25 protein-coding genes and 1 tRNA gene are annotated in these 24496 nt (G+C 67.2%); 8 read left to right on the plus strand and 18 right to left on the minus strand.

The features are described from left to right. Positions 1-4 precede the first annotated feature (4 nt). Positions 5-361 (plus strand): hypothetical protein, encoded by a 357-nt coding sequence (locus tag DFO63_RS15365; RefSeq protein ID WP_259337437.1) that lies wholly within the window; start codon positions 5-7, stop codon positions 359-361. Positions 362-474: 113 nt separating this feature from the next. Here DFO63_RS15365 and DFO63_RS15370 read toward each other — a convergent pair whose 3' ends face one another. The 4 genes from DFO63_RS15370 to DFO63_RS15385 all read right to left on the minus strand — a co-directional run bounded on the left by DFO63_RS15370 (position 475) and on the right by DFO63_RS15385 (position 5083). Next, on the minus strand, positions 475-2127 hold the full coding sequence (locus DFO63_RS15370; RefSeq protein WP_119007297.1) for a M28 family metallopeptidase: 1653 nt from the start codon (positions 2125-2127) through the stop codon (positions 475-477). Positions 2128-2232: 105 nt separating this feature from the next. Continuing rightward, positions 2233-3165 carry an MBL fold metallo-hydrolase gene (locus tag DFO63_RS15375; RefSeq protein ID WP_119007298.1) on the minus strand — a complete coding sequence of 311 codons (933 nt, stop codon included), beginning with the start codon at positions 3163-3165 and terminating at the stop codon, positions 2233-2235. A 156-nt stretch (positions 3166-3321) separates the two neighbouring features. Then, entirely contained in the window at positions 3322-3624 is a 303-nt protein-coding gene (locus tag DFO63_RS15380; protein ID WP_119007299.1) for a hypothetical protein, read from the minus strand. Positions 3625-3790: 166 nt separating this feature from the next. After that, complete coding sequence (locus DFO63_RS15385) at positions 3791-5083, minus strand: tryptophan--tRNA ligase (RefSeq protein WP_119007300.1); 1293 nt, start codon at positions 5081-5083, stop codon at positions 3791-3793. Between the two features lie 108 nt (positions 5084-5191). Between DFO63_RS15385 and DFO63_RS15390 the strand changes: the two genes are divergently transcribed. Further along, positions 5192-5992, plus strand: coding sequence for a hypothetical protein (locus tag DFO63_RS15390; protein ID WP_049447202.1), 801 nt, complete (start codon positions 5192-5194; stop codon positions 5990-5992). Between the two features lie 73 nt (positions 5993-6065). Here the strand turns inward: DFO63_RS15390 and DFO63_RS15395 are convergent, their stop codons facing one another. From DFO63_RS15395 to rocF, 3 genes are all read right to left on the minus strand, one after another. Then, positions 6066-6287 carry a CsbD family protein gene (locus DFO63_RS15395; protein WP_004153772.1) on the minus strand — a complete coding sequence of 74 codons (222 nt, stop codon included), beginning with the start codon at positions 6285-6287 and terminating at the stop codon, positions 6066-6068. 202 nt (positions 6288-6489) lie between these two features. Continuing rightward, positions 6490-6627 (minus strand): entericidin A/B family lipoprotein, encoded by a 138-nt coding sequence (locus tag DFO63_RS15400; RefSeq protein ID WP_008266021.1) that lies wholly within the window; start codon positions 6625-6627, stop codon positions 6490-6492. A gap of 162 nt (positions 6628-6789) precedes the next feature. Continuing rightward, entirely contained in the window at positions 6790-7710 is a 921-nt protein-coding gene (gene rocF, locus DFO63_RS15405; RefSeq protein ID WP_004153767.1) for an arginase, read from the minus strand. Positions 7711-8015: 305 nt separating this feature from the next. Between rocF and DFO63_RS15410 the strand changes: the two genes are divergently transcribed. From DFO63_RS15410 to DFO63_RS22025, 4 genes are all read left to right on the plus strand, one after another. Beyond that, complete coding sequence (locus tag DFO63_RS15410) at positions 8016-8435, plus strand: hypothetical protein (protein ID WP_233490824.1); 420 nt, start codon at positions 8016-8018, stop codon at positions 8433-8435. Positions 8436-9070: 635 nt separating this feature from the next. Beyond that, complete coding sequence (locus DFO63_RS15415; protein WP_049447207.1) at positions 9071-9475, plus strand: hypothetical protein; 405 nt, start codon at positions 9071-9073, stop codon at positions 9473-9475. A gap of 228 nt (positions 9476-9703) precedes the next feature. Next, positions 9704-10306 (plus strand): hypothetical protein, encoded by a 603-nt coding sequence (locus tag DFO63_RS15420; protein ID WP_147416459.1) that lies wholly within the window; start codon positions 9704-9706, stop codon positions 10304-10306. A 54-nt stretch (positions 10307-10360) separates the two neighbouring features. Continuing rightward, positions 10361-11146, plus strand: coding sequence for a hypothetical protein (locus DFO63_RS22025; protein WP_147416461.1), 786 nt, complete (start codon positions 10361-10363; stop codon positions 11144-11146). Positions 11147-11257: 111 nt separating this feature from the next. Here the strand turns inward: DFO63_RS22025 and DFO63_RS15430 are convergent. The 4 genes from DFO63_RS15430 to birA form a co-directional block, all read right to left on the minus strand. Then, positions 11258-11333: transfer RNA gene (locus tag DFO63_RS15430), tRNA-Thr, on the minus strand. Between the two features lie 40 nt (positions 11334-11373). Next, positions 11374-12228 (minus strand): SPOR domain-containing protein, encoded by an 855-nt coding sequence (locus DFO63_RS15435; protein WP_119007301.1) that lies wholly within the window; start codon positions 12226-12228, stop codon positions 11374-11376. A 9-nt stretch (positions 12229-12237) separates the two neighbouring features. After that, complete coding sequence (locus DFO63_RS15440; RefSeq protein ID WP_049435511.1) at positions 12238-12969, minus strand: type III pantothenate kinase; 732 nt, start codon at positions 12967-12969, stop codon at positions 12238-12240. Then, positions 12966-13934: a bifunctional biotin--[acetyl-CoA-carboxylase] ligase/biotin operon repressor BirA gene (birA, locus tag DFO63_RS15445; RefSeq protein WP_049447244.1), complete on the minus strand. Its 969-nt coding sequence runs from the start codon at positions 13932-13934 to the stop codon at positions 12966-12968. The genes DFO63_RS15440 and birA overlap by 4 nt, the downstream gene beginning before the upstream one ends. A 144-nt stretch (positions 13935-14078) precedes the next feature. Here birA and DFO63_RS15450 point away from each other — a divergent pair, with 144 nt between their 5' ends. Next, positions 14079-14363, plus strand: coding sequence for a hypothetical protein (locus tag DFO63_RS15450; RefSeq protein WP_014035646.1), 285 nt, complete (start codon positions 14079-14081; stop codon positions 14361-14363). After that, complete coding sequence (locus DFO63_RS15455) at positions 14330-15121, plus strand: M90 family metallopeptidase (RefSeq protein ID WP_182474432.1); 792 nt, start codon at positions 14330-14332, stop codon at positions 15119-15121. Before DFO63_RS15450 ends, DFO63_RS15455 begins: the two co-directional genes overlap by 34 nt. A 127-nt stretch (positions 15122-15248) precedes the next feature. On the opposite strand, the gene DFO63_RS15465 is transcribed toward DFO63_RS15455, so the two are convergent. The 7 genes from DFO63_RS15465 to DFO63_RS15495 all read right to left on the minus strand — a co-directional run bounded on the left by DFO63_RS15465 (position 15249) and on the right by DFO63_RS15495 (position 24457). After that, the gene (locus DFO63_RS15465) at positions 15249-16673 is read right to left on the minus strand and encodes a sensor histidine kinase (RefSeq protein WP_014035644.1); all 1425 of its coding nucleotides are present in this window, start codon (positions 16671-16673) and stop codon (positions 15249-15251) included. A 25-nt stretch (positions 16674-16698) separates the two neighbouring features. Continuing rightward, on the minus strand, positions 16699-17382 hold the full coding sequence (locus DFO63_RS15470; protein WP_004136763.1) for a response regulator transcription factor: 684 nt from the start codon (positions 17380-17382) through the stop codon (positions 16699-16701). Between the two features lie 73 nt (positions 17383-17455). Continuing rightward, positions 17456-17830: a hypothetical protein gene (locus DFO63_RS15475; protein ID WP_014035643.1), complete on the minus strand. Its 375-nt coding sequence runs from the start codon at positions 17828-17830 to the stop codon at positions 17456-17458. Between the two features lie 213 nt (positions 17831-18043). Further along, a complete protein-coding gene (gene dusA, locus DFO63_RS15480; RefSeq protein ID WP_182474433.1) occupies positions 18044-19075 on the minus strand; it encodes a tRNA dihydrouridine(20/20a) synthase DusA in 1032 nt (343 codons plus the stop codon). Between the two features lie 90 nt (positions 19076-19165). After that, on the minus strand, positions 19166-21910 hold the full coding sequence (locus DFO63_RS15485) for a peptidoglycan-binding protein (protein ID WP_119007304.1): 2745 nt from the start codon (positions 21908-21910) through the stop codon (positions 19166-19168). A gap of 60 nt (positions 21911-21970) precedes the next feature. After that, positions 21971-22837 (minus strand): lysozyme inhibitor LprI family protein, encoded by an 867-nt coding sequence (locus tag DFO63_RS15490; RefSeq protein ID WP_101764758.1) that lies wholly within the window; start codon positions 22835-22837, stop codon positions 21971-21973. A 165-nt stretch (positions 22838-23002) separates the two neighbouring features. Then, on the minus strand, positions 23003-24457 hold the full coding sequence (locus DFO63_RS15495; protein WP_119007306.1) for a SulP family inorganic anion transporter: 1455 nt from the start codon (positions 24455-24457) through the stop codon (positions 23003-23005). Positions 24458-24496: the final 39 nt, after the last annotated feature.

Consider the following 24496-nt stretch of genomic DNA (forward strand, 5'->3'; position numbering starts at 1 on the left):
CGTCATGATCGCGGTCACCGGTGCAATGCCGGTGGCCGCTGCGTCTCCCGCCTCGCCGCTGATGTGGATCGCGGCGACGCTGGCCGCAGCCACGGCACTGGCCTGGCTGCTGCGCCGCCCCAACGCGCAGGCCGCGTGGCCGCGCATCGGGTTCGGGGTTGCCCTGCTGGTGTTCTGCGTCGCGCTGGTGCTTCAACTGGCGGTGGACCTGGGCAGCGGCCACAGCTCGCTGCAACTGCGCCTGCATCGCGGCATCAATGCAGGGCCGCCGGTGGGACTGCGCACGATGGTGGCCTGCTATCTGGCCGCGCTCGCCGCCAGTGGCTGGGGCGCGTGGAAGCTGCTGCGCCAGCGACGGTAGTGCCGGCCGCTGGCCGGCAACTCCACCTTCTTTCGGTAGTGCCGGCCGCTGGCCGGCAACCTCATGAACCTTCGGAAAGAGCTGGGCGTTGCCGGCCAGCGGCCGGCACGACCTCAACGGCGGGCCGCTTCGCTCTTGTCGCGCGCACCGCGGAACTCCGATTCCTTTTCCCACGTCGGCCAACGGCGGCTGTTGGCCAGCTCGGCGCCCAGGTCGTAGACCAGCAGGGTGTCGGCGGCGTGGCCACTCGGGTCCCAGCTCGGCGTCCACGCATCGCAGGCCTGGTGGTAGCAATCGGCGAAGTACTTCTCGCGCAGCGCGCGGCCGGCTTCAACCCCACCGTCCAGCTTGTCCAGGCCCGGGCCGATGGTGATCGCCGGCACGCCCAGGCGGGCGAAGGCGAAATGGTCGGCGCGGTAGAAGAAGCCAGCTTCCAGGTTCGGGTCCGGGCTGTAGCTGCGGCCACGGGCCTTGGCCACGCGTTCCAGGTCGCCTTCCAGCGAGACCCGGCCCTTGCCCCACGACGCGATGTCGCGGGTCGGGCCATCCGGGCTGAACATCTCGATGTTCAGCACCGCGGCGGTCTTGTCCAACGGCGCCAGCGGGTGCGCGGCGTAGTAGCTGGCACCCAGCAGGCCCTTCTCTTCGGCGGTCAGCGCCACGAAGTACAGCGTGCGCTGCGGCTGCGGACCGGCGGCGAACACCCGGCCCAGTTCCAGCACCGTGGCCACGCCGGTGGCGTTGTCGATCGCGCCGCGGCGGATGCGGTCACCCTTGGCGTCGGGCTGGCCGATACCGAACGCATCCCAGTGCGCGGAGAAGATCACCGCCTCGTCGCCATGCTCGCCACCGGGCAGCTTGGCCACCACGTTGCGGGTCACCACCTGCTCGCGCTTCAGCGCGAAATCCACGCTCAGCGTGGCGTTGTCCAACGCCACCGGGCGGAAGTCGGCGCGCATCGCCTTGCGCTTCTCCGCATCGAAGTCGAGGCCGGCGTCGGCGAAGATCGCCTCGGCCAGCTCGCGCTGCATCCAGCCACGCAGCGGGGTGTGCTGGGCCATCGCCTCGGCCTGGCCGCGCTCGATGTCGAACAGCGGCGAAGTACCCGAGCTCTTCACCGTGGCCCAGCCATAGGCGGCCGGCGCGGTCTCGTGCACGATCAGCACGCCTTCGGCACCCCGGCGCGCGGCTTCCTCGAACTTGTAGGTCCAGCGGCCGTAATAGGTCACCGCCTTGCCGTCGAACGCGCCCGGTGCATCGGCTTCGAAATCGGCATCGTTGATCAGTACCACGGCGATCTTGCCGTGCAGGTCCACGTCCTTGTAGTCGTTCCAGTGGCGTTCCGGCGCGTCGATGCCGTAGCCGACGAACACCAGCGGCGCGTCCTTGATCTGCACGCGCTTGCGCGGCTGCAGGCTCTGCAGGGTCACGTCCACGCCATTGGCCAGCGCACGCTTGCCCTGCTTCAGCGACAGGCTGGCCTTGGCCGCGCCGTCCAGCTGCGCGCGCACCAGCGGCACCGGCTGCACCCAGCTGCCGTCCACGCCGCCCGGCTGCAGGCCATAGCTGCGGAACTGCTCGATCAGGTACTGCACCGTGCGCTCTTCGCCCTCGGTGGCCGGCGCGCGGCCCTCGAATTCATCCGACGCCAGCACGCGCACATGGCGCGACAGTGCCTGCGGATCGATGCCGCCGCCCGGCAGGTCGTTGGCCGCATGGGCCAGGCCACCGACGAACAGGCAGGACGACAGCAGCAACACGCGCATCGGATTCACGGCAGTACCACGGCTAGCTTGGAAGTCACCAGAGTGTAACGTGGTCGTGACATCACGGCGCGGCTTGGGCCTGCGTCATCCGCGCATGGCGTGGATCTACCTGCTGATGCGGTCCAGCCAGCAGGCCAGGCCCTGTGCGTTGAGCTCGATGTCCATCGCCAGCACGGCGGTCACTGCCGCCTCGTCCAGCGCACAGCCATGCAGCTGTGCACGTTCCAGGTACAGCGCCTGCAGCGCTGCCAGCAGGCAGCGGTGGCGGTCCGGACGGCCATCGCACTGGCGGCCGATGGCGGCCATCGCATCGATCTGCTCGAACAGGTCCCCTGCCAGTTTTTCCACCTGCTGCACGCGCCCATAGTGGGTCAGGTACATCGCCTGCGGCGCGTAGCCCAGCATGCGCCGGATCGAGGCCTTCATCGCCTCCGGGTCGAACTGCACCGGCGAGGAGGTCGGGAAGATGAAAGCGCCCTGCGCGCTGTCCAGCTCGCGGTAGGAGATGCCGAACGTATCGCCGGTGAACCAGGCGCGGCTGCGCGCATCCCACACGCAATAGTGGTGCAGCGCATGACCCGGCGTGTGCAGCAGCAACAGCTCGCGGCCGGCCAGGTCGATGCGGTGGCCGTCTTCGGCCACTACCACGCGGTGTTCGGCAATCGCCTCGATGCGGCCATAGCTGCGCGCGATCTCTTCGGCGCCGTATACCGCCGTCGCACCGGCAATCAGCCGGGTCGGGTCGATCATGTGCGGCGCACCGCGCGGATGCAGCACCGCCTTCGCGTTTGGCAGCTCCTGCATCAGCAGGCCCGCTCCACCGGCGTGGTCCAGGTGCACATGCGTGAGCAGCAACCAATCCACCGCTTCCACGCCCAGGCCGGCGTCTGCCAGCGCCTGCAGCATCGCCGGCACCGACAGCCCGGTGCCGCAGTCGACGAAGGCCGCGCGGCCGTTCTCAACGATCAGGTAGGCCGCGTCGAAATCGGGACGCTGGAAGCCGGTATCGATGGTGTGGATGCTGGGGTCGGCGGTCATCGGCACGCACCTGGCAGGATCGGGAACAGACCCCCATGGTAGGCGCGCAGGCGGCCCGGATTCGATGCGGCTTTGGTCGGGTAGTGCCGGCCGCTGGCCAGCAACCCCGGGATAGCCGGGAGAAAGCATGTGCCGGCCAGCGGCCGGCACTACCGATCAGCCGGAGCGCAATGCGAACCGCGGCCGCAGCAGCAACGCCAGCACCAGCACCGCCAGGAACGCGCCGTAGGCGTACAGCACCGCCAGCACCTGCGGCCAGATCGGGCCGGCGCCAGGCTGCACCACACCGATGCGGTAGCCCCACAGCATCGACACGATGCTCAGCGCGAACGCCAATACCAGGGTGGAGCCATCGAACAGGCGCCGCCGCGCGGTGCGCGGCTGGCGCGGGAACAGCCAGTACAGGCTGCCCAGCAGCAGGAACCAGGGCAGGAACAGCAGCAGCGACAACCAGGCCATCGCAGACTCCATGTCATCGCGCCGGAGGCGCGCAGACATCATGCCATGGGCGCTGTGCCGCGGTCGTGCCGGCCGCTGGCCGGCATTCCCTATGCAAATGCCGTGGTAGTGCCGGCCGCTGGCCGGCGTTTCCTATGCAAATGCCGGCCAGCGGCCGGCACTACCTTTACTCGGCGCGCAGCACGGCCAGGGCGGCCAGCACGGCGTCCACCTCGGCGTCCAGCTTGAACAGCTCGCTCTGCAGCTGGTCACCCTGCTCGGCCTGCTTGATCACCGCGATCAGCTGGCCCGCATCGCGCGGCGAATCGAAGCCTTCGCTCTGGATCAGCAGCGTGCCGTCACCGGCGGTCAGCTTGAAGTAGAAGCGGCCATCCTTTTCGCGGTACTGCTTGAACAGCGGCGGTGCCACGCGGGCCACGCCGGCGTCCTCGCTGGCGATGTCGCCCGCAGTGGACAGGTCACGCAGGCCCACCGCATGGCGCAGCTCGTCCAGCAGCGGTGCCGCCAGCTGCTCGCGCAGCTGCTGGCCACGGCGCTTGAGCAGCGCTTCGATCTTCTCCGGCTCGGCCATCAGCGCGTTGTAGCGCTCGCGCAACGGCGACAGCTCGCTGTCGATGCGCTCGAACAGCTGCTGCTTGGCATCGCCCCAGCTGATGCCGGCGGCGAACGCCTTGGCGAATTCCGCGGTCTGTTCCGGCGTGGCGAACGCCTGGTACATCTGGAACAGTGCCGAGCCCTCGGTGTCCTTCGGCTCGCCCGGTGCGCGCGAGTCGGTCAGGATCGAGAACACCAGCTTCTTCAGCTCCTCGCGCGGCACGAACAGCGGAATGGTGTTGTGGTAGCTCTTGCTCATCTTGCGGCCATCCAGGCCCGCCAGCGTCGCCACCTGCTCGTCGATCACCACGTCCGGCAGCGGGAAGTACTCCTTGCCGTACACGTGGTTGAAGCGCTGGGCGAAATCGCGCGCCATCTCGATGTGCTGGATCTGGTCACGGCCCACCGGTACCTGGTTGGCCTTGAAGATCAGGATGTCGGCGGCCATCAGCACCGGGTACATGAACAGGCCGGCGCTGACGCCTGCGTCCTCGTCCACGCCTTCCTCGCGGTTCTTGTCCACCGCCGCCTTGTAGGCGTGCGCGCGGTTGAGGATGCCCTTGCTGGCGATGGCGGTCAGGAACCACATCAGCTCGGTGGTTTCGCGGATGTCGCTCTGGCGGTAGAACCACACGTGTTCCGGGTCCAGGCCGCAGGCCAGCCAGCTGGCCGCGATCTCCAGGGTCGCGCGCTGGGTGCGCTGCGGGTCCTGGGACTTGATCAGGCTGTGCAGGTCGGCCAGGAAGAAGAAGCTCTCGATGCCCGGCGCGCGGCTGGCCGCAATGGCCGGACGGATGGCGCCAACGTAGTTGCCCAGGTGGGGCGTGCCGGAGGGGGTGATGCCGGTAAGGACTCGGGTCGTCATGACTGCGTGGGGTAACCTTCGATGAACGGGGCCAGTTTACCTTGCACGCCACCAACCCCGTCAGGGCCTGCGGCGCGTTCATTCACGCAACCCCGCTGGAGACGCCCGATGAAACGCCTGCTGCCCCTGCTGCTGATCCTGCCCCTGGCCGGCTTCCGCCCGGCCCCGATGCCGCCGCCGGTGTACGAGGGCGGCCCCGTGCGCATGGCCCTGGTCGACCGCGACCGCGGTACCGAACTGCGCAGCTACCCGGCCGAAGGCCAGCGCTGGGTGGCCGGCGAGCGCGGCCACCGCTATGCCGTGCGCCTGTACAACGACAGCCCGCGCCGGGTGCTGGTGGTGCTGTCGGTGGACGGCGTCAACGCCATCTCCGGCGAAGATGCCGATCCCTCGCAGACCGGCTATGTGCTCAATCCCGGCCAGCGCGCCGACATCACCGGCTGGCGCAAGAGCCAGGACGAAGTAGCGCAGTTCGTGTTCAGCAGCCCCAGCGGCAGCTATGCCAGCCGCACCGGCCGCCCGGACAACATCGGTGTGGTGGGCGTGGCCGTGTTCGAGGAAGCGCGCCGCTGGCGGCCCGAGCCGATCCTGCGCCGTGGCCCGCCGCTGCCGGCCCCGGCACCGGCGGCGGAAGCGGCGGCCGATGCCAGCGCCAGCCGCATCGAGGGCTACGCCAGCAAGTCGCAGGCGCCGGCGCTGGGTACCGGCCATGGCGCACGCGAGCAGTCCTCGGTGCGCGACACCGACTTCGAACGCGCCAGCCGCAGCCCCGCACAGGTCCTGCAGCTGCGTTACGACAGCGCCCGCAACCTGCGTGCGCGCGGCATCCTGGTGGATTCGCCCTCGCGCCTGCCGCGCGAGCCGCAGGCCTTCCCGAACCGCTACGTGCCGGACCCGCCGGCGCGCTGATCACCCCGCCCAGACAACACAACGCCCGCAACCTCTCGGTGCGGGCGTCGTGCTGTGGGGGAAACCGAAGCGCTTACTTGTAGTCCGGGTAGTCCTTGCTCACCGCGTCCTGGAACTCACGTACTTCCTTCTCCGCGCGGTCCTTGGCCCAGCCATAACGTTCCTGCAGGCGGCCGGCCAGGTATTCGGCATTGCCTTCGGCCACATCGAAGTCGTCGTTGGTCAGATCGCCCCACTTGGCCTGGGCCTTGCCCTTCAGCTGCGACCACTTGCCGGAAATGATGTCTTTGTTCATTGCTGGGAGTCCTTGGTTGCAACGGCGTTCTTACCGTGGCTCCAGCTTCGCGCAGCGGCTGTTGAGTGCCGGTCAACCGGCAATGAAATACATGCTCACGTGCTTGAATGGTTCACTCCGCTTCGACAGACGCAGCGAAACGCACGCACAAAAAAAGGCCGGGGATGTCCCCGGCCTTTTCTCTTTCAGTTGCGTGCGGGGCTCAACGGCCCTTGGCGGTGTCTTCAACCTTTTCGCCCGCCTTCTGCACGTCCTTGCCGGCGCCGGCAATGGTGTTGCAACCGGCCAGCAGGGCCACCGAGAACATCGACAACAGCATCAGGGCAACTACGCGCTTCATGGGCTTCTCCTTGGGTTCGCCGCTATACCGCTTCATTCGCGGATGGGATTCTTTCGCTCGGCGGGAGGGCACCAATGCCCACTGCCGCCGCGTGAAGTGCAATCTGGCGGCAGGGGCGTGGAGCGGGTGTGAACGGTTCGAGATTCCGTTCAGCAGGGGCGCTCAGTCGCGCATCAGCGTGGACTTGCCAAACAGGCTTTCCACCAGGTCCACGGCCAGTTCGGCGGTGGCATTCTGCTTGTCCAGCAAGGGGTTGAGCTCGACGATATCCAGCGAACCCATGCGCCCGGTGTCGGCAATCATCTCCATCACCAGCTGCGCCTCGCGGTAGTTCACCCCGCCCGGCACGGTGGTGCCCACGCCCGGCGCGATGCTCGGGTCGAGGAAGTCCACATCGAAGCTGACATGCAGGTGGGTGTTCTCGTCGATGCCGGCCAGCGCCGCTTCAACCGCGCGCTTCATGCCGTTCTCGTCGATGTAGCGCATGTCGTACACATCGACCTTGTGGGTCTTGATCAGGCGCTTCTCTTCCGGGTCCACCGAGCGGATGCCGATCTGGTGCATCTGCGCCGGGGTGATCGCCGGCGACGTGCCGCCCAGGCGGGTCAGCGCGTCCGGGCCGAGGCCACACAGGCACGCCACCGGCATGCCGTGGATGTTGCCCGACGGGGTCACATCGCTGGTGTTGAAGTCCGAATGCGCATCCAGCCACAGCACGCGCAGGGTCTTGCCCTGCTCGCGGCACCAGCGCGCGACAGCGGTGATCGAACCGATGCCCAGGCAGTGGTCGCCGCCGAGCATGATCGGCATGCGCCCGGCCTGCAGTTCGGCGTAGCTGGCTTCCATCAGTGCGTGGTTCCACGCCACCACCTCATCCAGATGGCGGTAGCCTTCCACCGGCGCGGTCCACGGGTTGCGCGGGCCATCCAGGTTGCCCAGGTCGCGCACGTCCACGCCGCGCGCCTCCAGCGCCTCCGGCAGGCCCGCCACGCGCAGTGCTTCCGGCCCCAGCCGTGCACCGCGATGGCCCGCACCGACATCGGTGGGAACGCCAATCAGGGATACGGAAATGGGATGGGCCATGGGTGCCTCCTGCGGTGGGGAAAAAGAAGCACAGTCTAGCCAGAGCTGTGTGACACCACTCGCGGCGGTGCAGCAGGCGGTGATCCAGAACACCGGGGTCACGCTGGCGTTCCTGGTCAGACATCCCAGCGCTGGTCCGTAAGGAAACCGACCTTTCTTGACCGACCTCACAGCCAGGTCGGTATCGCCTCTTATCCACGGCGGCCATTGTCTCCACACTGCGCCGGCACCCCAACGGTGCCTCTTCAATTCCCCAACAAAGGAGAACGACGCGCATGAAACATGCACTTACTGGATGTGCAGTATTGGCGATTGCCCTGGGCGGACTGGTTGCGCCAGATGCCCGTGCGTCTTCCCAGCGCATCACGCATACGGTGACCTCCGATGCGTTTGCAATGCACACGCAAGGCGCACGCCAGGTGCTCGACTGGGTGGCGCAGCGTGTAAAGCCGACGTTCGCCCCGCAGGGCTACGGCAACGTACACGTGGAACGGCGGGCGTTCTCCGTCGGGGGCGCGTCTGCACGCTCGGACGGATCGATTCCCGGCAAGCTACCGGAGCAGGGCATTCCCGGTGAGATCTACCGGGTGGAAAACCTGCTTCCCGATGGCTCCCTGCAGACATGGGAGTTCACCTGGGTGGAACCCTCCTCCGGCCATGGCGGCGGCTGGGACGTCACCGGGTACACCTACAAGAAGGGCAATGACCCGGTAAACCAGCAGTAACTGCTCGCTGCCCTGCCCCGCCTCAGACACGCTGCCGCGGAATCTCGGCAAACCGGCGTCAGGCGCCGTATGTGGACGTTGTTGCGCGCGGCAGGGCCTTGCTGGCTGTCCATGAAGACGCTCAAGAGCCGGACGGAAAGCGTTGGGATTCACATCTGGTAGGGTGTTCTTGCAACGCCGCCAGGGCAGTTAAGCCAGCTTTACTTCTTGGGCCATCGCTGCCGCGCGGCAGCGGTGGAACAGCAGGATTCATCGATGATGACGGCACTGCGCGATATGTCGCTTCTGGCATTGCACTGCTCGAAACAGGCCAAACGCGATAATTCATTCTTTCTCTCAGATCACCCGATGCCATCGAAACAAACGACTGGCAGGCGGTGATTTCGCGTGCGCATGATGAATCGCCACCTGCACAGGTGGCCGGGACTTCCAAGCCCGTGTAGTCAACGATGTATACGCTTGCCAGCCGGCGTCGTCCTTTCAGGGGCGGCGCCGGCTGGCAATCCGTTCGCCGATCGACGGCGGGCGGTGCGTGGGGGCCTCGTGCCCGCCGATTCGTTGACCCGGTCTTGGAAGCCACGCATCGCCCGCCACCCTACCGTGGCGGCACCTCTGTTCCTGACGAGGATGCCCGCATGTCCAGAACCCACCACCCGTACCTGACCGCCACCCTGGGCGAGGCCGCCCTGCGCCTGCCGCCCGAACTGGCGCAGCCGTTGGAAGCCGCTTTTGCCGCTGCGAACGAGGCACCCGCGCCGATCAATCTTCCCGGCTGCCTGCAGCGCATCCGCGCCGGTGATGCCGCCGACGGACAGCCGTGGCAAGGGCCGGCCAGCACACCCGGCCATGCCGTGGCAGCCGCACGCAGGGACCGCGCCGCGGTGGGTTTGGTGTCGCTGTTGGAGCTGTACCACGCCACCGAGCGCGTGCGCGTGGACGGGGAAGAGAAGGACGACATCGGCGACGGCACGCGCGAAGGGCTGATGCTGGCCTGCCGGGGGCTGGCGGAGTATGTGGCGTTGCAGGTGGGTACGAGGTAGTTGGCGAGAAGATCTGCACAAATGCCTGAATTCTACTTCGTTGTGGAGTGTTTCCTTGCACTCGCACACGCGCGACTCATTACCGAGGGTGATACTCGACGACGCCGAGGGATACTCAATACCAAGACCGAAGTCACATCTACCCCTGTCGATCTCATGTCAACTGCTCCGCGTGGCTTCGAAACCACGGTGCACCACGCATCCTTCTAGACCAAGGAGAGATCTAGCATGAGAATGAATTCCAAGAGCATATTGGCCGCCTCCACTATCGCATTGGGAAGCGCACTCCTTTTCACAGGTTGCAATCTGAAGAGTGTTCGGGCTTATGGCGAGTGCAGCGGAAAACAAGCGGGTGGCGGAGAGTGCAAGGCGGGCATGGAAGTTATCTGGGAAGGGGACGGCGGTGGGAAGAAGGGCATTTACAACTCCCTGCTGTCTTCGCTCAGCGCACTCCCAGATGCCGCGACGTTTGAGCTGGATACATCCGGATCAACCATACCGTATCCTGCCACGGGCAATGCGGTACTCCGGGTAAAGAACGTCGCTACCGGCGTAATCAGCGCGTCCCAGACGTTTTCATGGATCAGGACAGGCACTGTGATCCGAGTTGCGGACCCTAACGCGGTGAATGCCTGGGTATACGCAAATGTGGGTAATGGCGATGCCTTGAGCTACGACCTACTCCCCTTCCATTCGGCATACGGAAATGGTCCGCAGGTTATCGCTGGGCAAGCCAAACAGGAAGGCATTACCAAGGCGAGCTACTACTTGGAGTTCGAAGGACGGGATTGCGTCAACCACCCGTCGCCGCACTTGTGCATGGAGATGTAGTAAACAACAGGAGATGCGGGTGCACCTTGAGCACCCGCACCTTTGGGAGAAGCGATGAAAGGAGTCGTACTCGCCGCATTCGCCGCCTCCATCCTGGCAGGCTGCGCCACAACAATTGGATTGCCACAAGGCATCCCTCCGGATGGCTACACCGAGCTGGTGTCCACGCCTCTCGGGCCATTCCGCTACTTCCGGTCTCTCTCCATTGTTCCAGGGCGCAAGGACCTGCCCGCTCTGGAATCGTTTCACTGCACCAACACCCAGCACGAAATCCTGCTCTTGATGGCTGCAGGATCACAGGTTGACGTTGCCGATACCTGTACGCGCATTGATGCAGCAGCGAAGTTCTCCGAATCATGGATAGAAGCAAAGGCTAACAGATACCGGATTCTTCTCGCGCCAACGGATACCGCCGCGACGATACAGTCGCGTGCTTTGGGATCGTTCTCGGGTGGGAAGACATTGGCACTTGCGGCTTCGATACATGACGACCGCGGACGGACAGTTGCAAACCTTGTCGATCTGGTCGCACACGAGACATTCCATGCGCTAGGTCATGCTACAAGGCACCCTCAGGCGCTTGATGAACGCATCGCCTACTACGCCGGACTCTGCGCACAGCTTCAGGTAAATGGCGTTGTTCGAGAGGATTCGCTGCCTGGAGCCGCCATCGGTACGGACGAAGCTGCAGTGCAGCTGTCTTCGCAAGCAGCCTATCGTGTCCGTCTCGAGACCTATCCCCTTCTCGCCGATGGCCGCATTCAAATGAATGAGCAATCTGGCGAACGTATGCTCCAGCGTTGCAGCCAACTCAGAAGGAGTCTTACGAGGTCGCGTTGAACACGCCTGCAGACCCACATTCTTTCCAGAACGGCAACGCACAAAAAAACCCGCCATTGCAGCGGGTTGATTGTTCCCAGTGGACATGTGCGGATGCCAAGGGATCGAAGATGGTGCCGCTTATCCGAATCGAACGGATGACCTACTGTTTACAAGACAGTTGCTCTACCAACTGAGCTAAAGCGGCATGGGTGGTGCACCGGCGGCAGCGCCGCGGTCCGGGGATTCTAGCGCAACCGCGTGCATTCCAGCGACCGGCTCTGTGCCGCCCCGCTGCGCTGCTGGGCCTGGGCCGGCTGCGTGCCCGCCGCCAGCTGCCCTTCCAGCCACCATTGGCCGGCGTCGCCGCTGGCGACCAGGCGCGGCTGGAAGCCGGCGGCCTGCACCGCCGCCATGCGCCGCTCTGCGCCTTCGCGGTTGCGGTACTGGCCCAGCGCCACGGCGTTGGCCTCCTCGCCCTGGCTGATGATGTAGTAGTCGCTCAGGCCGGCGGCGACGATGCGCTTCACGGTGGCCTGCGCTTCGTCGCGGTTGGCGGCGGCCGGCAGCATCACCCGGTAACGGGCACTGCCGCTGGCAGCGGGCTGTTCGCGCAGGCGCACCTGGCTGAGCTGCGTGCCAGCCTTGCCCTGCGCGCTGCTCGCGGCGGCGCGGTCGGCGAACGGGCCCAGTGCGACGCAGCGCGGCGGCTCGGCGGCTGCGGGCGGGGTTACGGGTTTTTCCGGTGCCGGTACGGGTGCAGGCGGCGCTACCGGCTTGGCAGCGGCAGCAACCGCCGCAGCGTCAGCCGTCTGCGGCTTGGGAATGTCCGGCTTGGCCGGCACGGCCGGCACCGGCGCGGGCGTCGCAGCCACAGCCGTCTTCGCGGCCGGTTCGCGTTCCACCAGCGGCGCGGTCGGGGCAGCGGCCGTCGCTTCGGCTGCGGCATTGGCATCCACACCACTGGGCACCCAGCGCAGCTCGGCCACGCCGGCCGGTTGCGGCGGCGGCGCGGGCGGTTGCGGTGCATCGCGCAGCAGCCACCAGCAGGCGACGCCAAGATTGAGGATGGCCAGTACGACGATCAGGGCACGGGTCAGCATGCGCGGATACTAGCCTGCGGGCTGGTGCACCGCCCAGCGGGCGAGGCCATCCAGCACCAGCGAGGGGTGGTAGTCGGCGCCGGGCAGCAGCGGCATCAGCGCCGGTGCGCCGCCACCATGCACCAGCAGCGACGGTGCCACGCCCAGCAGCGTGTGCGCCTGCTGTGCACTGCGTTCGATCAGCGCCACGGCCGCGCCGTCGCAGCCAGAGGCCAGCGCGTCGGCGGTGTCGTTGGCGAATTCGCTGTAGTCGCCGCCGGTCGCCGGCAGCTGCACCGCACGCGCGTGCAGTGCTTCGCGCATGGTGGTGGGCGATGCGGAAATGCGGCCCCCGTGGTGCTGGCCATCGGCGTCGAGCAGGTCAATGGTCAGTGCGGTGCCCACGCCGACCACCAGCACCGGGCGCTGCGCCTTGGCCGCAGCCAACAGGGCCAGGAAGCGGTCAACGCCGAACTTTTCCGGCTTGGCATAGGCAATGCGCACGCCCGCGCATTCGGCGCTGGTGCGCACGACATGCACGTGCTCGAAGCGGCGCTGCAGCTGGTCCAGCATGGCGCTGGTCAGCGAGGGTGCGGCCACGCTGGCCACGAACGCGGTGCGGCCGCTGGGCAGGCTGTGCGGCGGTTGCCCGGCCATGCCTTCGGCGCCATGCGCCCAGGCCTGCACGTCACCGGCGCGGTCGCCCTGCAACGGCGCGAACTTGAAGCGCGAGTTGCCCAGGTCGAACAACCAATCGCTCATGCTGCCCTCACGCTGACTTCGCCGGCGTGCAGCAGGCGTTCCTGGCCATCGATGCGCACGCGCAATGCGCCGTCATCGGCCAGGCCTAGCGCGGTACCGTGCTGCCACTGCCCATCCAGTTCCACGCGTACTTCGCGGCCGGCCAGCATGTCGAAGGCGGCGTAGCGCGGCAGGAACGGAGCGAGGCCTTCGCGATCGAATTCTTCCAGCGCCGGCAGCAGGCGCGTCAGCACGGCCGCAACGACCACGTTGCGGTCCACCGGCGTGCCGGCCAGCGTGTCCAGGTCCACCCACGGCTGGGTGATCTGCTCGGCGAACGACGGCGGCATGTGCGTGTTGATGCCGATGCCGATCACCGCGCGCGCCGGGCCGGCGTATTCGCCACCACCTTCAGCGAGCAGGCCAACCAGCTTGCGCTTGCCATCGACGATCAGGTCGTTGGGCCACTTCAGCTGCGCCTGGGTGTAGCCCAGGTCGTGCAGCGCTTCGGCCACGGCGATGCCGGCCACCAGGCTCAGCCCGGCCAGGCGGCCGAGGCCACCGGAGTACAGGCGCAGCACCGACAGGTAGATATGCGCGGCCAGCGGCGAGGCCCAGGTGCGGCCACGACGGCCGCGGCCACCGGTCTGGCGTTCGGCCAGCAGGACGCTGACCCCGCGCTGGGGCGCGCTGCAACGCAGCAATTCGGCGTTGGTCGAATCCACCGTCCAGGCCACCTGCAGGTCGTGCAGCAGCGGCAGAACCCCTGCCGGCAGGCCGGCGCGGATCGCGTCCGGGTCCAGCAGATCGACCGCCCGGGTCAGGCCATAGCCTTCGCCGGCGCGGCCCTCTACGTCCACACCGGCGGCCCTAAGCCCTTGAATGCGCTTCCAAATTGCCGCCCGGGTCTGGCCCAGCTCACGGGCCAGGGCGTCGCCGGACAGGCGACCGGCAGCGAGTTTGGCCAGCAATTGGCGATCGTCCACGGCAGCTTCCACGAAGTCAGGAAGGAATTATGCGGGAAAGCCGCCAGCGACGCCCGCCACGCTGGGTTCCGCGGGGGCTTCCAAAGGGGCGGCGAGTTCGGGCTAGAATCGGGAACTCACCTTCCCTTAACGTGGATGTCGTCAATGCGCCGTTATGCCCATTGCCTGATCCTGCTGATGATGCCCTTCGCGGCGTCTGCGACAGCAGCGCTGGACGACAGCCGCGGCGCCTGTGTGTCGTCCAACGGTGATGCCGCCTCCCAGCGCGCACCGACCGCGACCGCCTCGGCCGCCACCACCAAGCCGGCGGCGGTACGCCCGGCCGCCAGCAGTGCCACCAGCACCGGCGGCGGTGGCAGCGACGATGACGTGCTGCAACGCATCCGTGCGCCGAAGTGGCACAGCTACCTGCCGGGAATGTTCCGCTGATCAAGTCGTTGCTGCAGTGGCTGCGGCCTGCGCCGCGGCCGATCGACGATGCACTGTGGGAAGACGCCTGCCGCCGCGCGGCCTGGTTGCACGGACTGGACGACGAACGCCGTGCGCGCCTGCGCGTACTGGCCACGCGCTTCCTGCACGAGAAGACCATTACCCCGATCGGCGAGCTGCAGCTGCAGGCCGGTGACGGCGTGCTGCTGGCGGCACTGTGCTGCCTGCCGCTGCTGGAGTTCGGCGAGGTGGGGCTGGAAGGCTGGTCGCAGCTGATCGTCTACCCCGATGCGTTCCGCGTGCACCGCAGCCACATGGATGCGGCCGGCGTGCTGCACGAGTGGGATGACGAGCTGATCGGCGAGTCGTGGGACAGCGGTCCGTTGATCCTGTCCTGGGCCGACGTGCAGGCCGACCTGGCCGCACCCCACGAGGGTTACTGCGTGGCGGTGCACGAGATGGTGCACAAGCTGGATGCGCTGGATGGCGCGATGGACGGCACCCCGCCGCTGCCGCGCGAATGGCAGCGCGAATGGGCCGCCACGTTCCAGCGCGCCTACGATGCCTTCTGCACGCAGGTGGATGCGGGCGAGGAAATGCTGATCGATCCGTATGCGGCCGAAGCGCCGGAAGAGTTCTTCGCGGTGGCCAGCGAGTACCACTTCTCTGCGCCGGATCTGCTGCAGCAGGCGTTGCCGGAGGTGGCCGCGCAGCTGCGGCGGTTCTATGGCGAGCCGCCGAAGATCGAATTGCGGTAGTGCCGGCTGCTGGCCGGCAACCTGGCGCTGCCACCGAAGATCATGAGGTTGCCGGCCAGCGGCCGGCACTACCGGAACACCACGCGTTGTTGCGCGAGGCGATGCCCGGTGGACGGGAATGCGCGGCTTACGGCCCCGGCGGCAGACGCACTTCGAAGCGGGCACCGCCCAGTTCGGCCGAACGGCCCACGGTCAGTTCGCCGCGGTAATCCTTGATCAGGTCCTGCACGATCGACAGGCCGATGCCGTGGCCCTGCACGCGCTCGTCGCCACGCACGCCACGCTGCAGCACCTTGCCGATGTCGTCCGGGGCAATGCCCGGGCCATCGTCATCCACCGCCAGCAGCAGGCCGGCACGGCGTGCGTTCGGGGCCGGCAGCGGCTGCGCGGTCAACAGCACGCGGCGGTTGGCCCATTTGAAGGCGTTCTCCAGCAGATTGCCGAGCAGTTCCTGCAGGTCGCCCGGTTCGCCGTGGAAGCGCGCCGCCGGGTCGATATCGAATTCGCACAGCACGCCCTTGGAGGCGTAGACCTTTTCCAGGCCACGCACGATTTCCTCGGCATTGGACTCGATCGGCAGCGGCGCGGAGAACAGCTTGTGGCCCGACGAGGCCGCGCGCGCCAGCTGGTACGAGACCAGGTTGTTCATGCGCTGCAGCTGCACGTCCAGTTCCTCGCGCAGTGCGTTGTCGCCGGCACCGCTGTCCATCTGCGTGCGCAGCACCGCGATCGGCGTCTTCAGGCTGTGCGCCAGGTCGGCCAGGGTGTTGCGCTGGCGCTCGAGGTTCTCGCGCTCGCTTTCGATGAAGGCGTTGATACTGTCGGTCAGCGGTTCCAGCTCGCGCGGGTGGCGCTCGCTCATGCGCTCGGTCTCGCCGCGCTGCACCTTGGTCAGCTCGGTGATCACGCGGCGCAGCGGGCGCAGGCTCCACTGCAGGATGACGGTCTGCAGCAGCAGCAGGATCAGGCCGATGCCGCCCAGGTAGAACCAGACGCGGCCACGGAACACGCGCAGCTGCGCACCCAGCGCGCGCGAGTCTTCCATCACGTAGATGGTGTACGGGAATTCGGTGGCGGGATCGGCGTCGGCGCCCCACACCAGGCCCAGGCCATAGCGGTAGACCGAGCCCTGGCTGCCATCGATCTGGATCATCGGCAGCGGGCCTTCGAATACTTCCTGGCGCGGCGCCAACAGGCCGCCGCCCACGGTGGGCAGCATCGGGCCTTCGGCGGACATCGAATTGCCCTTGCCGTGCGGCATCACCACCTGCAGGTAGAGGCCACTGCCCGGCACGTCGAAGCGCGAATCCGGCGGCTGCTCACGGATGTACAGCGAGCGGTCGCGGGTGAAGTCGATGCCGGCCGCGTAGGAGGTGGCGTAGTTCTTCAGGCGCTCACGCAGGTTCGCCTTCGCCGTGTCGGCGAAGGCGGCGTCGAGCGCGTAACCGGCCAGGGCCAGGAACGCGACCAGGCCCACGGACGCGGCGAGCATCTGGCGCGCCTGCAGTGAGCGCGGCCGCCAGCGTCGGAAGAACCACAGACGGCCGGACATCGTGTTATCGCCAGGGTGAGCCGGCTCAGCCCTCGTTGCGCGGGATCGCGAAACGGTAGCCGCGACCGCGCACGGTCTCGATCGGCTTCAGTTCGCCATCCGGGTCCAGCTTCTTGCGCAGGCGGCCGATGAAGACTTCCAGCACGTTCGAGTCGCGATCGAAGTCCTGCTGGTAGATGTGCTCGGTGAGGTCGGCCTTGGAGACCAGTTCACCGGCATGCATCATCAGGTACTCCAGCACCTTGTACTCGTAGCTGGTCAGGTCGACATTGCTGCCGGCCACGCTGACGGTCTGGGCGGCGAGGTCCAGGGCGACCGGGCCGCATTCCAGAGTCGGCTTGCTCCAGCCGGCGGCGCGGCGCAGCAGCGCGTTGACGCGGGCCAGCAGCTCTTCGACGTGGAACGGCTTGACCAGGTAATCGTCGGCACCCTGCTTCAGGCCCTCGACCTTGTCCTGCCAGCTCGAACGCGCGGTCAGGATCAGCACCGGGAACTTCTTGCCTTCGTCACGCAGGGCCTTGATCAGCTCCATGCCCGACATCTTGGGCAGGCCGAGGTCGATGATGCCGACATCGAACGGAACTTCGCGCCCCATGTAGAGGCCTTCCTCGCCGTCCTGCGCAGCATCGACGGCAAAGCCTTCGCGCTTGAGCCGGGCTGCCAGGGTCTCACGCAGCGGGGCTTCGTCTTCGACCAGAAGGATACGCATGAACTCTCCCTAGTGTCCTGGGTGTGGCCCGGAGGCCTGTGGGGTACGGGTTGATAGCGACAACTATCCCTGTTCAGGGGTTATCGCCGCGTAGTGATGACATATCCGACCGCGGCGTGCGCGGCTGTGAACGCGACGGGGCAGGGTCGTCCATATAGCGGACCCGGCCCCGGTCGTCCATGTACTTCACCCGGTTGATATCACGACCATCGAACGGCACGCGCTCGGCACCGAGGATGTGGCCGCCGGTGGTGCGCTGCACGCGGCGCACGGCATCGGACAGCGAACGCTCGTCGCCACGGTTGCCACGCTCGCCCCGCTCCATCATCTCCGCACGCCCCTGCTCACCGCGCGGCGGCTGCTGTGCCAGCGCCGACGACAGCGGCGCAGCCGCCAGCACAACGCAGGTGGCCAGGGCAATGCGGCAATGGAGGGAAGCGGAAGACATCGATGCGATCCTAGCCGAGCACGGCGATTCGTTCAAAAGTCGTAAATCCGGATGCCGGGTTTCGGGCCCGGCGCTTTACAAATCCTTTGCAAATTCTTGGTTTGGGGCAGTGAATCCGGTCTGAACTTTTCCGGCCGCGACCCCGCGATGTTCAGCTAGGTGAACATTCGGGACGAATTGCCGTGCCTTGTCAAGTCAGGAATGTGACGACGCTCACGCTGCGACATGATCAGCGTCGCGTTCGGTCACGGCGAGCGCCTGCTCGACCAGGCTCCAATCGGCGCCCGGGCGGTGTGCGCCCTCGCTCAGCACCTGGCGGAATGCGCGGCCACCGGGCTGGCCATGGAACAGGCCGAGCAGGTGGCGGGTGATGTGCTTCAGCGCCAGGCCTTCGCCCAGGCGCGCTTCCACATACGGGCGCAGCGCGCGCAGCAGGTCGCCGCGGGCCTGCAGCGGGGCGCCGGTCTGCAGCGCCTCCAGCTGATGCAGCAGGTAGGGGTCGTGGTAGGCCGCGCGGCCCAGCATCACGCCATCGACGTGCGCGGCCTGCGCCTGCACCGCCTCGATGCTGGCCAGGCCACCGTTGAGCACCACGGGCAGCGCCGGGCGCTCCTGCTTCAGGCGGTAAGCCCAGTCGTACTTCAGCGGCGGAACCTCGCGGTTCTCCTTCGGCGACAGGCCCTTCAGCCACGCGTTGCGCGCGTGCACCACCACCATCGCGGCACCGGCGGCCACCTGGCGGTCGACGAAGGCGGCGAACACGTCGTAGTCGTTGTCCTCGTCCACGCCCAGGCGGCACTTCACCGTCACCGGGATCTCGACGGCATCGACCATTGCCGCCACGCACTCGGCCACCAGCACCGGCTCGCGCATCAGGCAGGCGCCGAAGCGCCCGGCCTGCACGCGGTCGGACGGGCAGCCGCAGTTGAGGTTGACCTCGTCGTAGCCCCACTCGGCGGCGACGCGCGCAGCCTGCGCCAGCAGTGCGGGATCGCTGCCCCCCAGCTGCAGCGCCAGCGGCTGCTCGCTGCGGTCGAAGCCGAGCAGTCGCTCGCGATCACCGTGGATGACCGCGTTGGCATGCACCATTTCCGTGTACAGGCGCACACCCGGTGCCAGCACGCGATGGAACACGCGGCAATGGCGGTCGGTCCAGTCCATCATGGGGGCGACAGACAGGCGCAGGGAATCGGCGTAACGGGCGGTGGCGGACGTCATCGGGGTGTTGATCGTGGAGACTGGCATTGCCAGTGAGATCAATAGTTTACACCGGACGGCTGAATGGCGGCGGGTGGCTCCGGGGTCGGTCGACCGGCCCCGGGACGCCGCGTGGGCTTACAACCCGCGGTTGCGCACCTGTTCCTGCTGCTGTTCCTGCGCACGCTGGTTGAACTGGCTGTCCAGCGCCTCGCTCTGCCGGCTGCTGGCCTCGACCGAGTGCGATACCGCCTGCTGGCGGTCGACGAAGGTCCGCTGCGCCGCCGGATCGCCCAGCTCGCCCTGCACCGCGAACAAGCCGGTGCCGTCGGGGCGGGCCACCACGTGGTCGATCTGGCGCATGCCCGACACCTTGCTTTCGTAGGCCAGCTGGCCGGCTGCACGCTCGGCCTCCTGCGGGTTGTCGAACAGCGGCTTCAGCCCGGCCTGGGCACGCTGCTGCTCCAGCGCCTGCAGCTTGCCCAGCGCCTGATCGAAGCGCGCGTTGTCGGCATGCCCGGGGTCGCGCATGCTGGCCGGCGCTGCAGGCTCGGCCCGGGCCGGAGCCTCCGGCGCGGTACCGGCCTTCACCGCGTTGGGGGCATCGACCTGCGCCAGGGTCTTGCGGCCTGCCTTGCCATCGTCGTCCAGGCCGTTGTTGGCTTGGAACTGCTTGACCGCTGCGAGCGTGTCCTTGCCATACACGCCATCGGCGTGCAGCGGCTTGCCATCGGCACCGGCATAACCCAGCGCCGCCAGCTTGCCCTGCAAGGCCTTGACCTCATCGCCCCGCTCGCCCTGCTTCAACACGCCATCGGCCATCGGCGCCTGCTGCGCACTGCGTGCGGCCTGCGCGGCCTCGGGACCCTGCGCGTGGACCTTGCCGCCCAGGGTGATGCGGTCGTTGAGGATGTCGCCCAGATAGCGACGGTACTGGTCCGGCTCAACTTCGATGTGCGCGTGCACCGCACCCGGCGAGCCTACGTCCGACTGCCGCACCAGCGGCGCACCGTACTCGACGAAATCCCCGGTCTTGTACGGAATGGATCCGCGCGCGCCGTGCAGCACTTGGCCCACCAGCTCGCGGCGCGCATCGCCGACCGGATGGCTGTAGATGCTGATGGAGTTGGTGCCGTCGTTGTTGAGCTTGACGTAGCCGGCGACCGGACTGGGAACCATCAGATTGCGCCCGCCTGACCGGTCGGTCAGGATCAGGTCCTTCTGCACCAGCGGGATGTTGTTGACGTCGCCACGCCGGCGCACGGCCTCCAGCTCGCCCTCGACCATCTCCGCGCTACGGTCGACCCGGCTGGCATCGCCCGCGCGAACGGCAGCTGCGTTGGTGTTGGGGTGGTGGATCTTCAGTTCGCGGAACGCTTCTTCGCCACTGATGCCGTGGCGCAGGATGCGGTTGCTGCCGCCGTTGCCGAACGGCTCCACCACCGAGATGCGCTCGCCGCCGGGTGCAGCGGCTGCGGCTGGCCCGCTGTGGCGTTCGGGTGCAGGTGCTGCGGCCGGTGCAGCAGGCGCAACGGGTGCGGCCGGTGTCGGCGTTGCAGAGCGGTGCTGTGCCGCTTCGGCCTGGATCGCACTGCGCGTGCCTGCGTCGGCCATGCCGGTGGCCGGCAGATGGTGCTGCTGCTGGAAGGTATTGAGGGCTTGCTGGCTCCCTGCCCCCAGGTAACCATCGGCGGTAATCGCTTTGCCCCGTGCATCGGTGAGCCCCAACGCCGCCATGTCAGCCTGCAGCGCGCGTGCCTCGCGATCGATCGCGCCCAGCGTTGCCGGACCGGCCTTGCCATCCACCGGGGTCAGGCCATGATCGCGCTGGAAGGCTTCGACGGCCTGCCGGGTAGTGGCATCGAACTGTCGGTCGGGATGGATGGCCTGCGCGCCTGCGCCGCCATAGCCCAGTGTGTGCAGGTTGTGTTCCAGCTTTTCCACCGCGCGGCCGCTTGAGCCCTCCTTCAGCACCTGCGGACCACCGCCACCGTGGCCGTGCGCTCGCGCCTGTTGCAGCGCGACCTGGATATCCGGGTCGCTGCCTTCGGTGGCGGGCGCGAAATCGCGGCGCCCCACCTTCAGGTGCGCGCGATCCATTTCGGCGGAATGCTGCGCATAGGCATCTTCATACCCGGCAGCGACGTCGGCGGCAGTCAGCCCGGCATAGGAAGGGGTGCGATGGCGGATGGCAGCGGCTTGGTCGCGCAGTTCCTGGTAGTCACCTCCGCGCTTGAGCACCGCTTCCAGGCCATCCAGCCGACCCGGCAGCTGGTTGGCGGTCTTGGCGATCAACGCGATGGCCTCGAAGCGCTTGTCCTCGGCAATGCCGCTGCCATGCTTGTCCAGCATGGTCATGGCGATATTCGTGGCATTGCGCACCTGTGGGTAATCGATGTGCGTGTGGATCCACTGCTTGCCTTCCGCCGAGCCGGCCCAGGCATTGATGCTGTCACGCGTCGGTGCATCGATGAAGCGGATGGATGAGCGCTTTCCCTCGCCATTGCCGTGGCTGAGCAGATCCGCACGCAGGTCAGTGCGATCATGCGTGAAGGGCAGGTTGTGTGCCTTGGCGTAAGCGCTGGCCTGGTCGATGACCCCATCGACATACGTTGTCTCGCCCGGCTTCAGTTTGCGCTCCTGCGTCGCGCCCAGCGGCCACTCGCCACGTTGGCCGAAATCCACCTGGATGGTGCCCAGCGAATAGCCGCTGTTGTCCCTGACCGCGCTGACCGTGCCCCATTGCGGCTCATTAAGGTGCTTGGTGATGCCGGCGATGCTGAGGTGGTACGAAGATCCACCACCTTCAGTACCGCGTCCGACAGCAAAGAACACCGCGCCGGCAGTGGCGTCCAGGTTGCGGGTGTCAATATTGTTTGGCATGTCTCACTTCCTTGTCCGTGGAGGAATGACCGGGTGCAGTTGCCTGCTGGCGACCGTGGATCAGGGCGTCAGCACGCGCGTGTGCAGCTCGACGGCGCGGTTGGCATACCGGTTGATGCGGCACGACTGTGCATCCAGCATCGGCCCCACATGGTCGCTGGCAGGTGCACAGCGCTTTTCGGTATCTGCAGCCCAGTTGGCCTGCTCGTCCATCCAGCGGTCCTTGGCCGGGCCATCGGGGCCGTCCATCAGTCGCGCGACCTGTGCTTCCAGCAGCGCCTTGTGGTGGGCGAGCTCGGCCGTATCGCAGGCTTCCAGCTGGTCGTCCATGCCGCGGGCGTCCTGCACGCAGCGGGTGTATTCCGGACGCAGCGTTGCCTGGGTATACGAGGTATCCGGCGGCGCGCTCTGCGCCAGCAGCTGGTCGGCACGGTTGGCGACACGGTACAGGCGGCATTCCTGCGCGCCCTGCAGCTGCTGCACGCTGCCGTTGGGGACATCGCGGCAATAACGGTCTGTATCGCTGCGCCAGCTCGCCTGGGTGGCCTGGAATGCCGTCCGGGCAGCGGCGTCGAGCCCGGCCAGCGCCTTGCTGGCCGCCGCTTCGAGGCGCGCTTCCTGGTAGGCGAGTTCGTCCTTGCCGCAGGCCTGCAGCTTGCCGGCATCTTCCACCCCATCCACACACCAGCCATAGGCTGGGCGCAGGCGACCCTCGGTATAGGACGCATCCGGGTAGTGGGGGGAATCTGCCGATGCCGGGCCGGAAGGTGCTGTCGGCGATGCCGCAGCAATCGACGCGGGAGCCGCCGTTTCGGTCGATGCCTGGGAAGAAGGCGCCTGGCATGCGGTGAGCGCCAGGCACAGGGCCAGCACCTTCCAATACCCACGGCCGACGCCGACCCGTTCGTTGCGCCCAAGCGCGTCCATTGCCTGCATTACCTGTTTCTCCCTTGCGTGTCGCCAGCGGGTGCCGGCAGGGAGGGGCCGTCCGTCGACCCCCATCACGCGGGCAATGCTACGACAGCGCCGGTTTCAACTGCCTGACTGGATTCAGAATGCGTGCACGTCGTCTCAGACGCGGACGCTGGAACCTCAGTGCCCGCCCCCGCGCCCACCCACCTGTTCGATCAACGTCAGGCTGGCCGCATTCAGGCCCACCACCGTCACCTCCGTCCCATGCGCGGCCAGCTTTTCCTGCGCGCGTTCCAGCGCGGCCACCGCAGTGAGGTCCCACAGGTGGGCGTCACGCAGGTCGATCTGCACCTTCGACGCCACGTGCTGGTAGTCGAACGCGGCGCCCAGCTGGCCGGCCGAGGCAAAGAACACCTGCCCACGTACACGGTAGGCCTGCGTGTCTCCGGCATCCTCGCGCTGCACGTCCAGCATGCGGCCAACCTTGTGCGCGAAGAACAGCGCCGACAGCAGCACGCCACTGAGCACGCCCTTGGCCAGGTCGTGGGTGGCCACGGTGACCACCACGGTCAGCAGCATCACGGCCGAAGAGCTGCGCGGGTGCGTGCGCAGGTCGCGCAGCGAGCGCCAGCTGAAGGTGCCGATGCTGACCATGATCATCACCGCCACCAGCGCGGCCATCGGGATCTGCCGCACCAGGTCGCTGCCGTACACCACCAGCACCAGCAGCAGCACGCCGGCCACCAGGCAGGACAGCCGGCCACGTCCACCGGACGTCACGTTGATGACCGACTGGCCAATCATCGCGCAGCCGGCCATGCCGCCGAGAAAACCGGTGACCGTGTTGGCCACGCCCTGACCGACGCATTCTCGGTTGCGCTCGCTGGGCGTCTCGGTGATGTCTTCGACGATCTGCAGGGTCATCATCGATTCGAGCAGGCCAACCACGGCCAGCGTGGCCGACACCGGCAGCAGGATGCGCAGGGTCTCCCAGCTGAGCGGCACATCGGGGATGAGGAACTGCGGCAGGCTGTCGGGCAGCTGTCCCATGTCGCCAACACTGCGCACGTCCACATCGAAACCGATCACCACGGCTGTAAGCACCACGATCGCCACCAGCGGTGACGGCACGGCGCGGGTGAGGCGCGGCAGCAGGTAGATGATCGCCAGGGCGGCGGCACACAGCACGTAGACCGTGGGACCGCGGCCAATCAGCTCGGGCATCTGCGCCAGGAAGATCAGGATCGCCAGCGCGTTGACGAAGCCGGTGATGACCGAGCGCGAAACGAAGCGCATCAGCGAGCCAAGCTTGAACACGCCGGCCAGCACCTGCAGCAGGCCGGCCAGGATGCTGGCGGCGAACAGGTACTGCAGGCCGTGGTCCTTGACCAGGTCGACCATCACCAGCGCCATCGCGCCGGTGGCGGCGGAGATCATGCCGGGGCGGCCACCGGCAATGGCGGCGACCACCGCGATGGAGAACGCGGCGTACAGGCCGACCTTCGGGTCGACGCCGGCGATGAGCGAGAAGGCGATGGCCTCGGGAATCAAGGCCAAGGCGACGACCATGCCGGACAGCAGATCACCACGGATGTTGCCGAGCCATTGCTGGCGCAGCGGATAGGACGTTTGCATGGGAAAACTCCGCGCGCACGCGGGCGTGGCCGCATGGCG

The organism is Stenotrophomonas sp. AG209 (genome assembly GCF_003550055.1).
In the GTDB taxonomy this organism is placed as follows: domain Bacteria; phylum Pseudomonadota; class Gammaproteobacteria; order Xanthomonadales; family Xanthomonadaceae; genus Stenotrophomonas.

Coding starts and splice junctions, on each gene's coding strand:
- DFO63_RS15395 (WP_004153772.1), bottom strand. CDS start 6,287: ATGAACAAAGACATCATTTCCGGCAAGTGGTCGCAGCTGAAGGGCAAG.
- DFO63_RS15375 (WP_119007298.1), bottom strand. CDS start 3,165: ATGACCGCCGACCCCAGCATCCACACCATCGATACCGGCTTCCAGCGT.
- rocF (WP_004153767.1), bottom strand. CDS start 7,710: ATGGCCCATCCCATTTCCGTATCCCTGATTGGCGTTCCCACCGATGTC.
- DFO63_RS15385 (WP_119007300.1), bottom strand. CDS start 5,083: ATGACGACCCGAGTCCTTACCGGCATCACCCCCTCCGGCACGCCCCAC.
- DFO63_RS15440 (WP_049435511.1), bottom strand. CDS start 12,969: ATGAGCGATTGGTTGTTCGACCTGGGCAACTCGCGCTTCAAGTTCGCG.
- DFO63_RS15365 (WP_259337437.1), top strand. CDS start 5: ATGATCGCGGTCACCGGTGCAATGCCGGTGGCCGCTGCGTCTCCCGCC.
- DFO63_RS15450 (WP_014035646.1), top strand. CDS start 14,079: ATGCGCCGTTATGCCCATTGCCTGATCCTGCTGATGATGCCCTTCGCG.
- DFO63_RS15465 (WP_014035644.1), bottom strand. CDS start 16,673: ATGTCCGGCCGTCTGTGGTTCTTCCGACGCTGGCGGCCGCGCTCACTG.
- DFO63_RS15435 (WP_119007301.1), bottom strand. CDS start 12,228: ATGCTGACCCGTGCCCTGATCGTCGTACTGGCCATCCTCAATCTTGGC.
- DFO63_RS15380 (WP_119007299.1), bottom strand. CDS start 3,624: ATGGCCTGGTTGTCGCTGCTGCTGTTCCTGCCCTGGTTCCTGCTGCTG.
- DFO63_RS15485 (WP_119007304.1), bottom strand. CDS start 21,910: ATGCCAAACAATATTGACACCCGCAACCTGGACGCCACTGCCGGCGCG.
- DFO63_RS22025 (WP_147416461.1), top strand. CDS start 10,361: ATGAAAGGAGTCGTACTCGCCGCATTCGCCGCCTCCATCCTGGCAGGC.
- DFO63_RS15415 (WP_049447207.1), top strand. CDS start 9,071: ATGTCCAGAACCCACCACCCGTACCTGACCGCCACCCTGGGCGAGGCC.
- DFO63_RS15470 (WP_004136763.1), bottom strand. CDS start 17,382: ATGCGTATCCTTCTGGTCGAAGACGAAGCCCCGCTGCGTGAGACCCTG.
- DFO63_RS15420 (WP_147416459.1), top strand. CDS start 9,704: ATGAGAATGAATTCCAAGAGCATATTGGCCGCCTCCACTATCGCATTG.
- DFO63_RS15390 (WP_049447202.1), top strand. CDS start 5,192: ATGAAACGCCTGCTGCCCCTGCTGCTGATCCTGCCCCTGGCCGGCTTC.
- DFO63_RS15400 (WP_008266021.1), bottom strand. CDS start 6,627: ATGAAGCGCGTAGTTGCCCTGATGCTGTTGTCGATGTTCTCGGTGGCC.
- DFO63_RS15495 (WP_119007306.1), bottom strand. CDS start 24,457: ATGCAAACGTCCTATCCGCTGCGCCAGCAATGGCTCGGCAACATCCGT.
- DFO63_RS15370 (WP_119007297.1), bottom strand. CDS start 2,127: ATGCGCGTGTTGCTGCTGTCGTCCTGCCTGTTCGTCGGTGGCCTGGCC.
- dusA (WP_182474433.1), bottom strand. CDS start 19,075: ATGCCAGTCTCCACGATCAACACCCCGATGACGTCCGCCACCGCCCGT.
- DFO63_RS15475 (WP_014035643.1), bottom strand. CDS start 17,830: ATGTCTTCCGCTTCCCTCCATTGCCGCATTGCCCTGGCCACCTGCGTT.
- DFO63_RS15490 (WP_101764758.1), bottom strand. CDS start 22,837: ATGGACGCGCTTGGGCGCAACGAACGGGTCGGCGTCGGCCGTGGGTAT.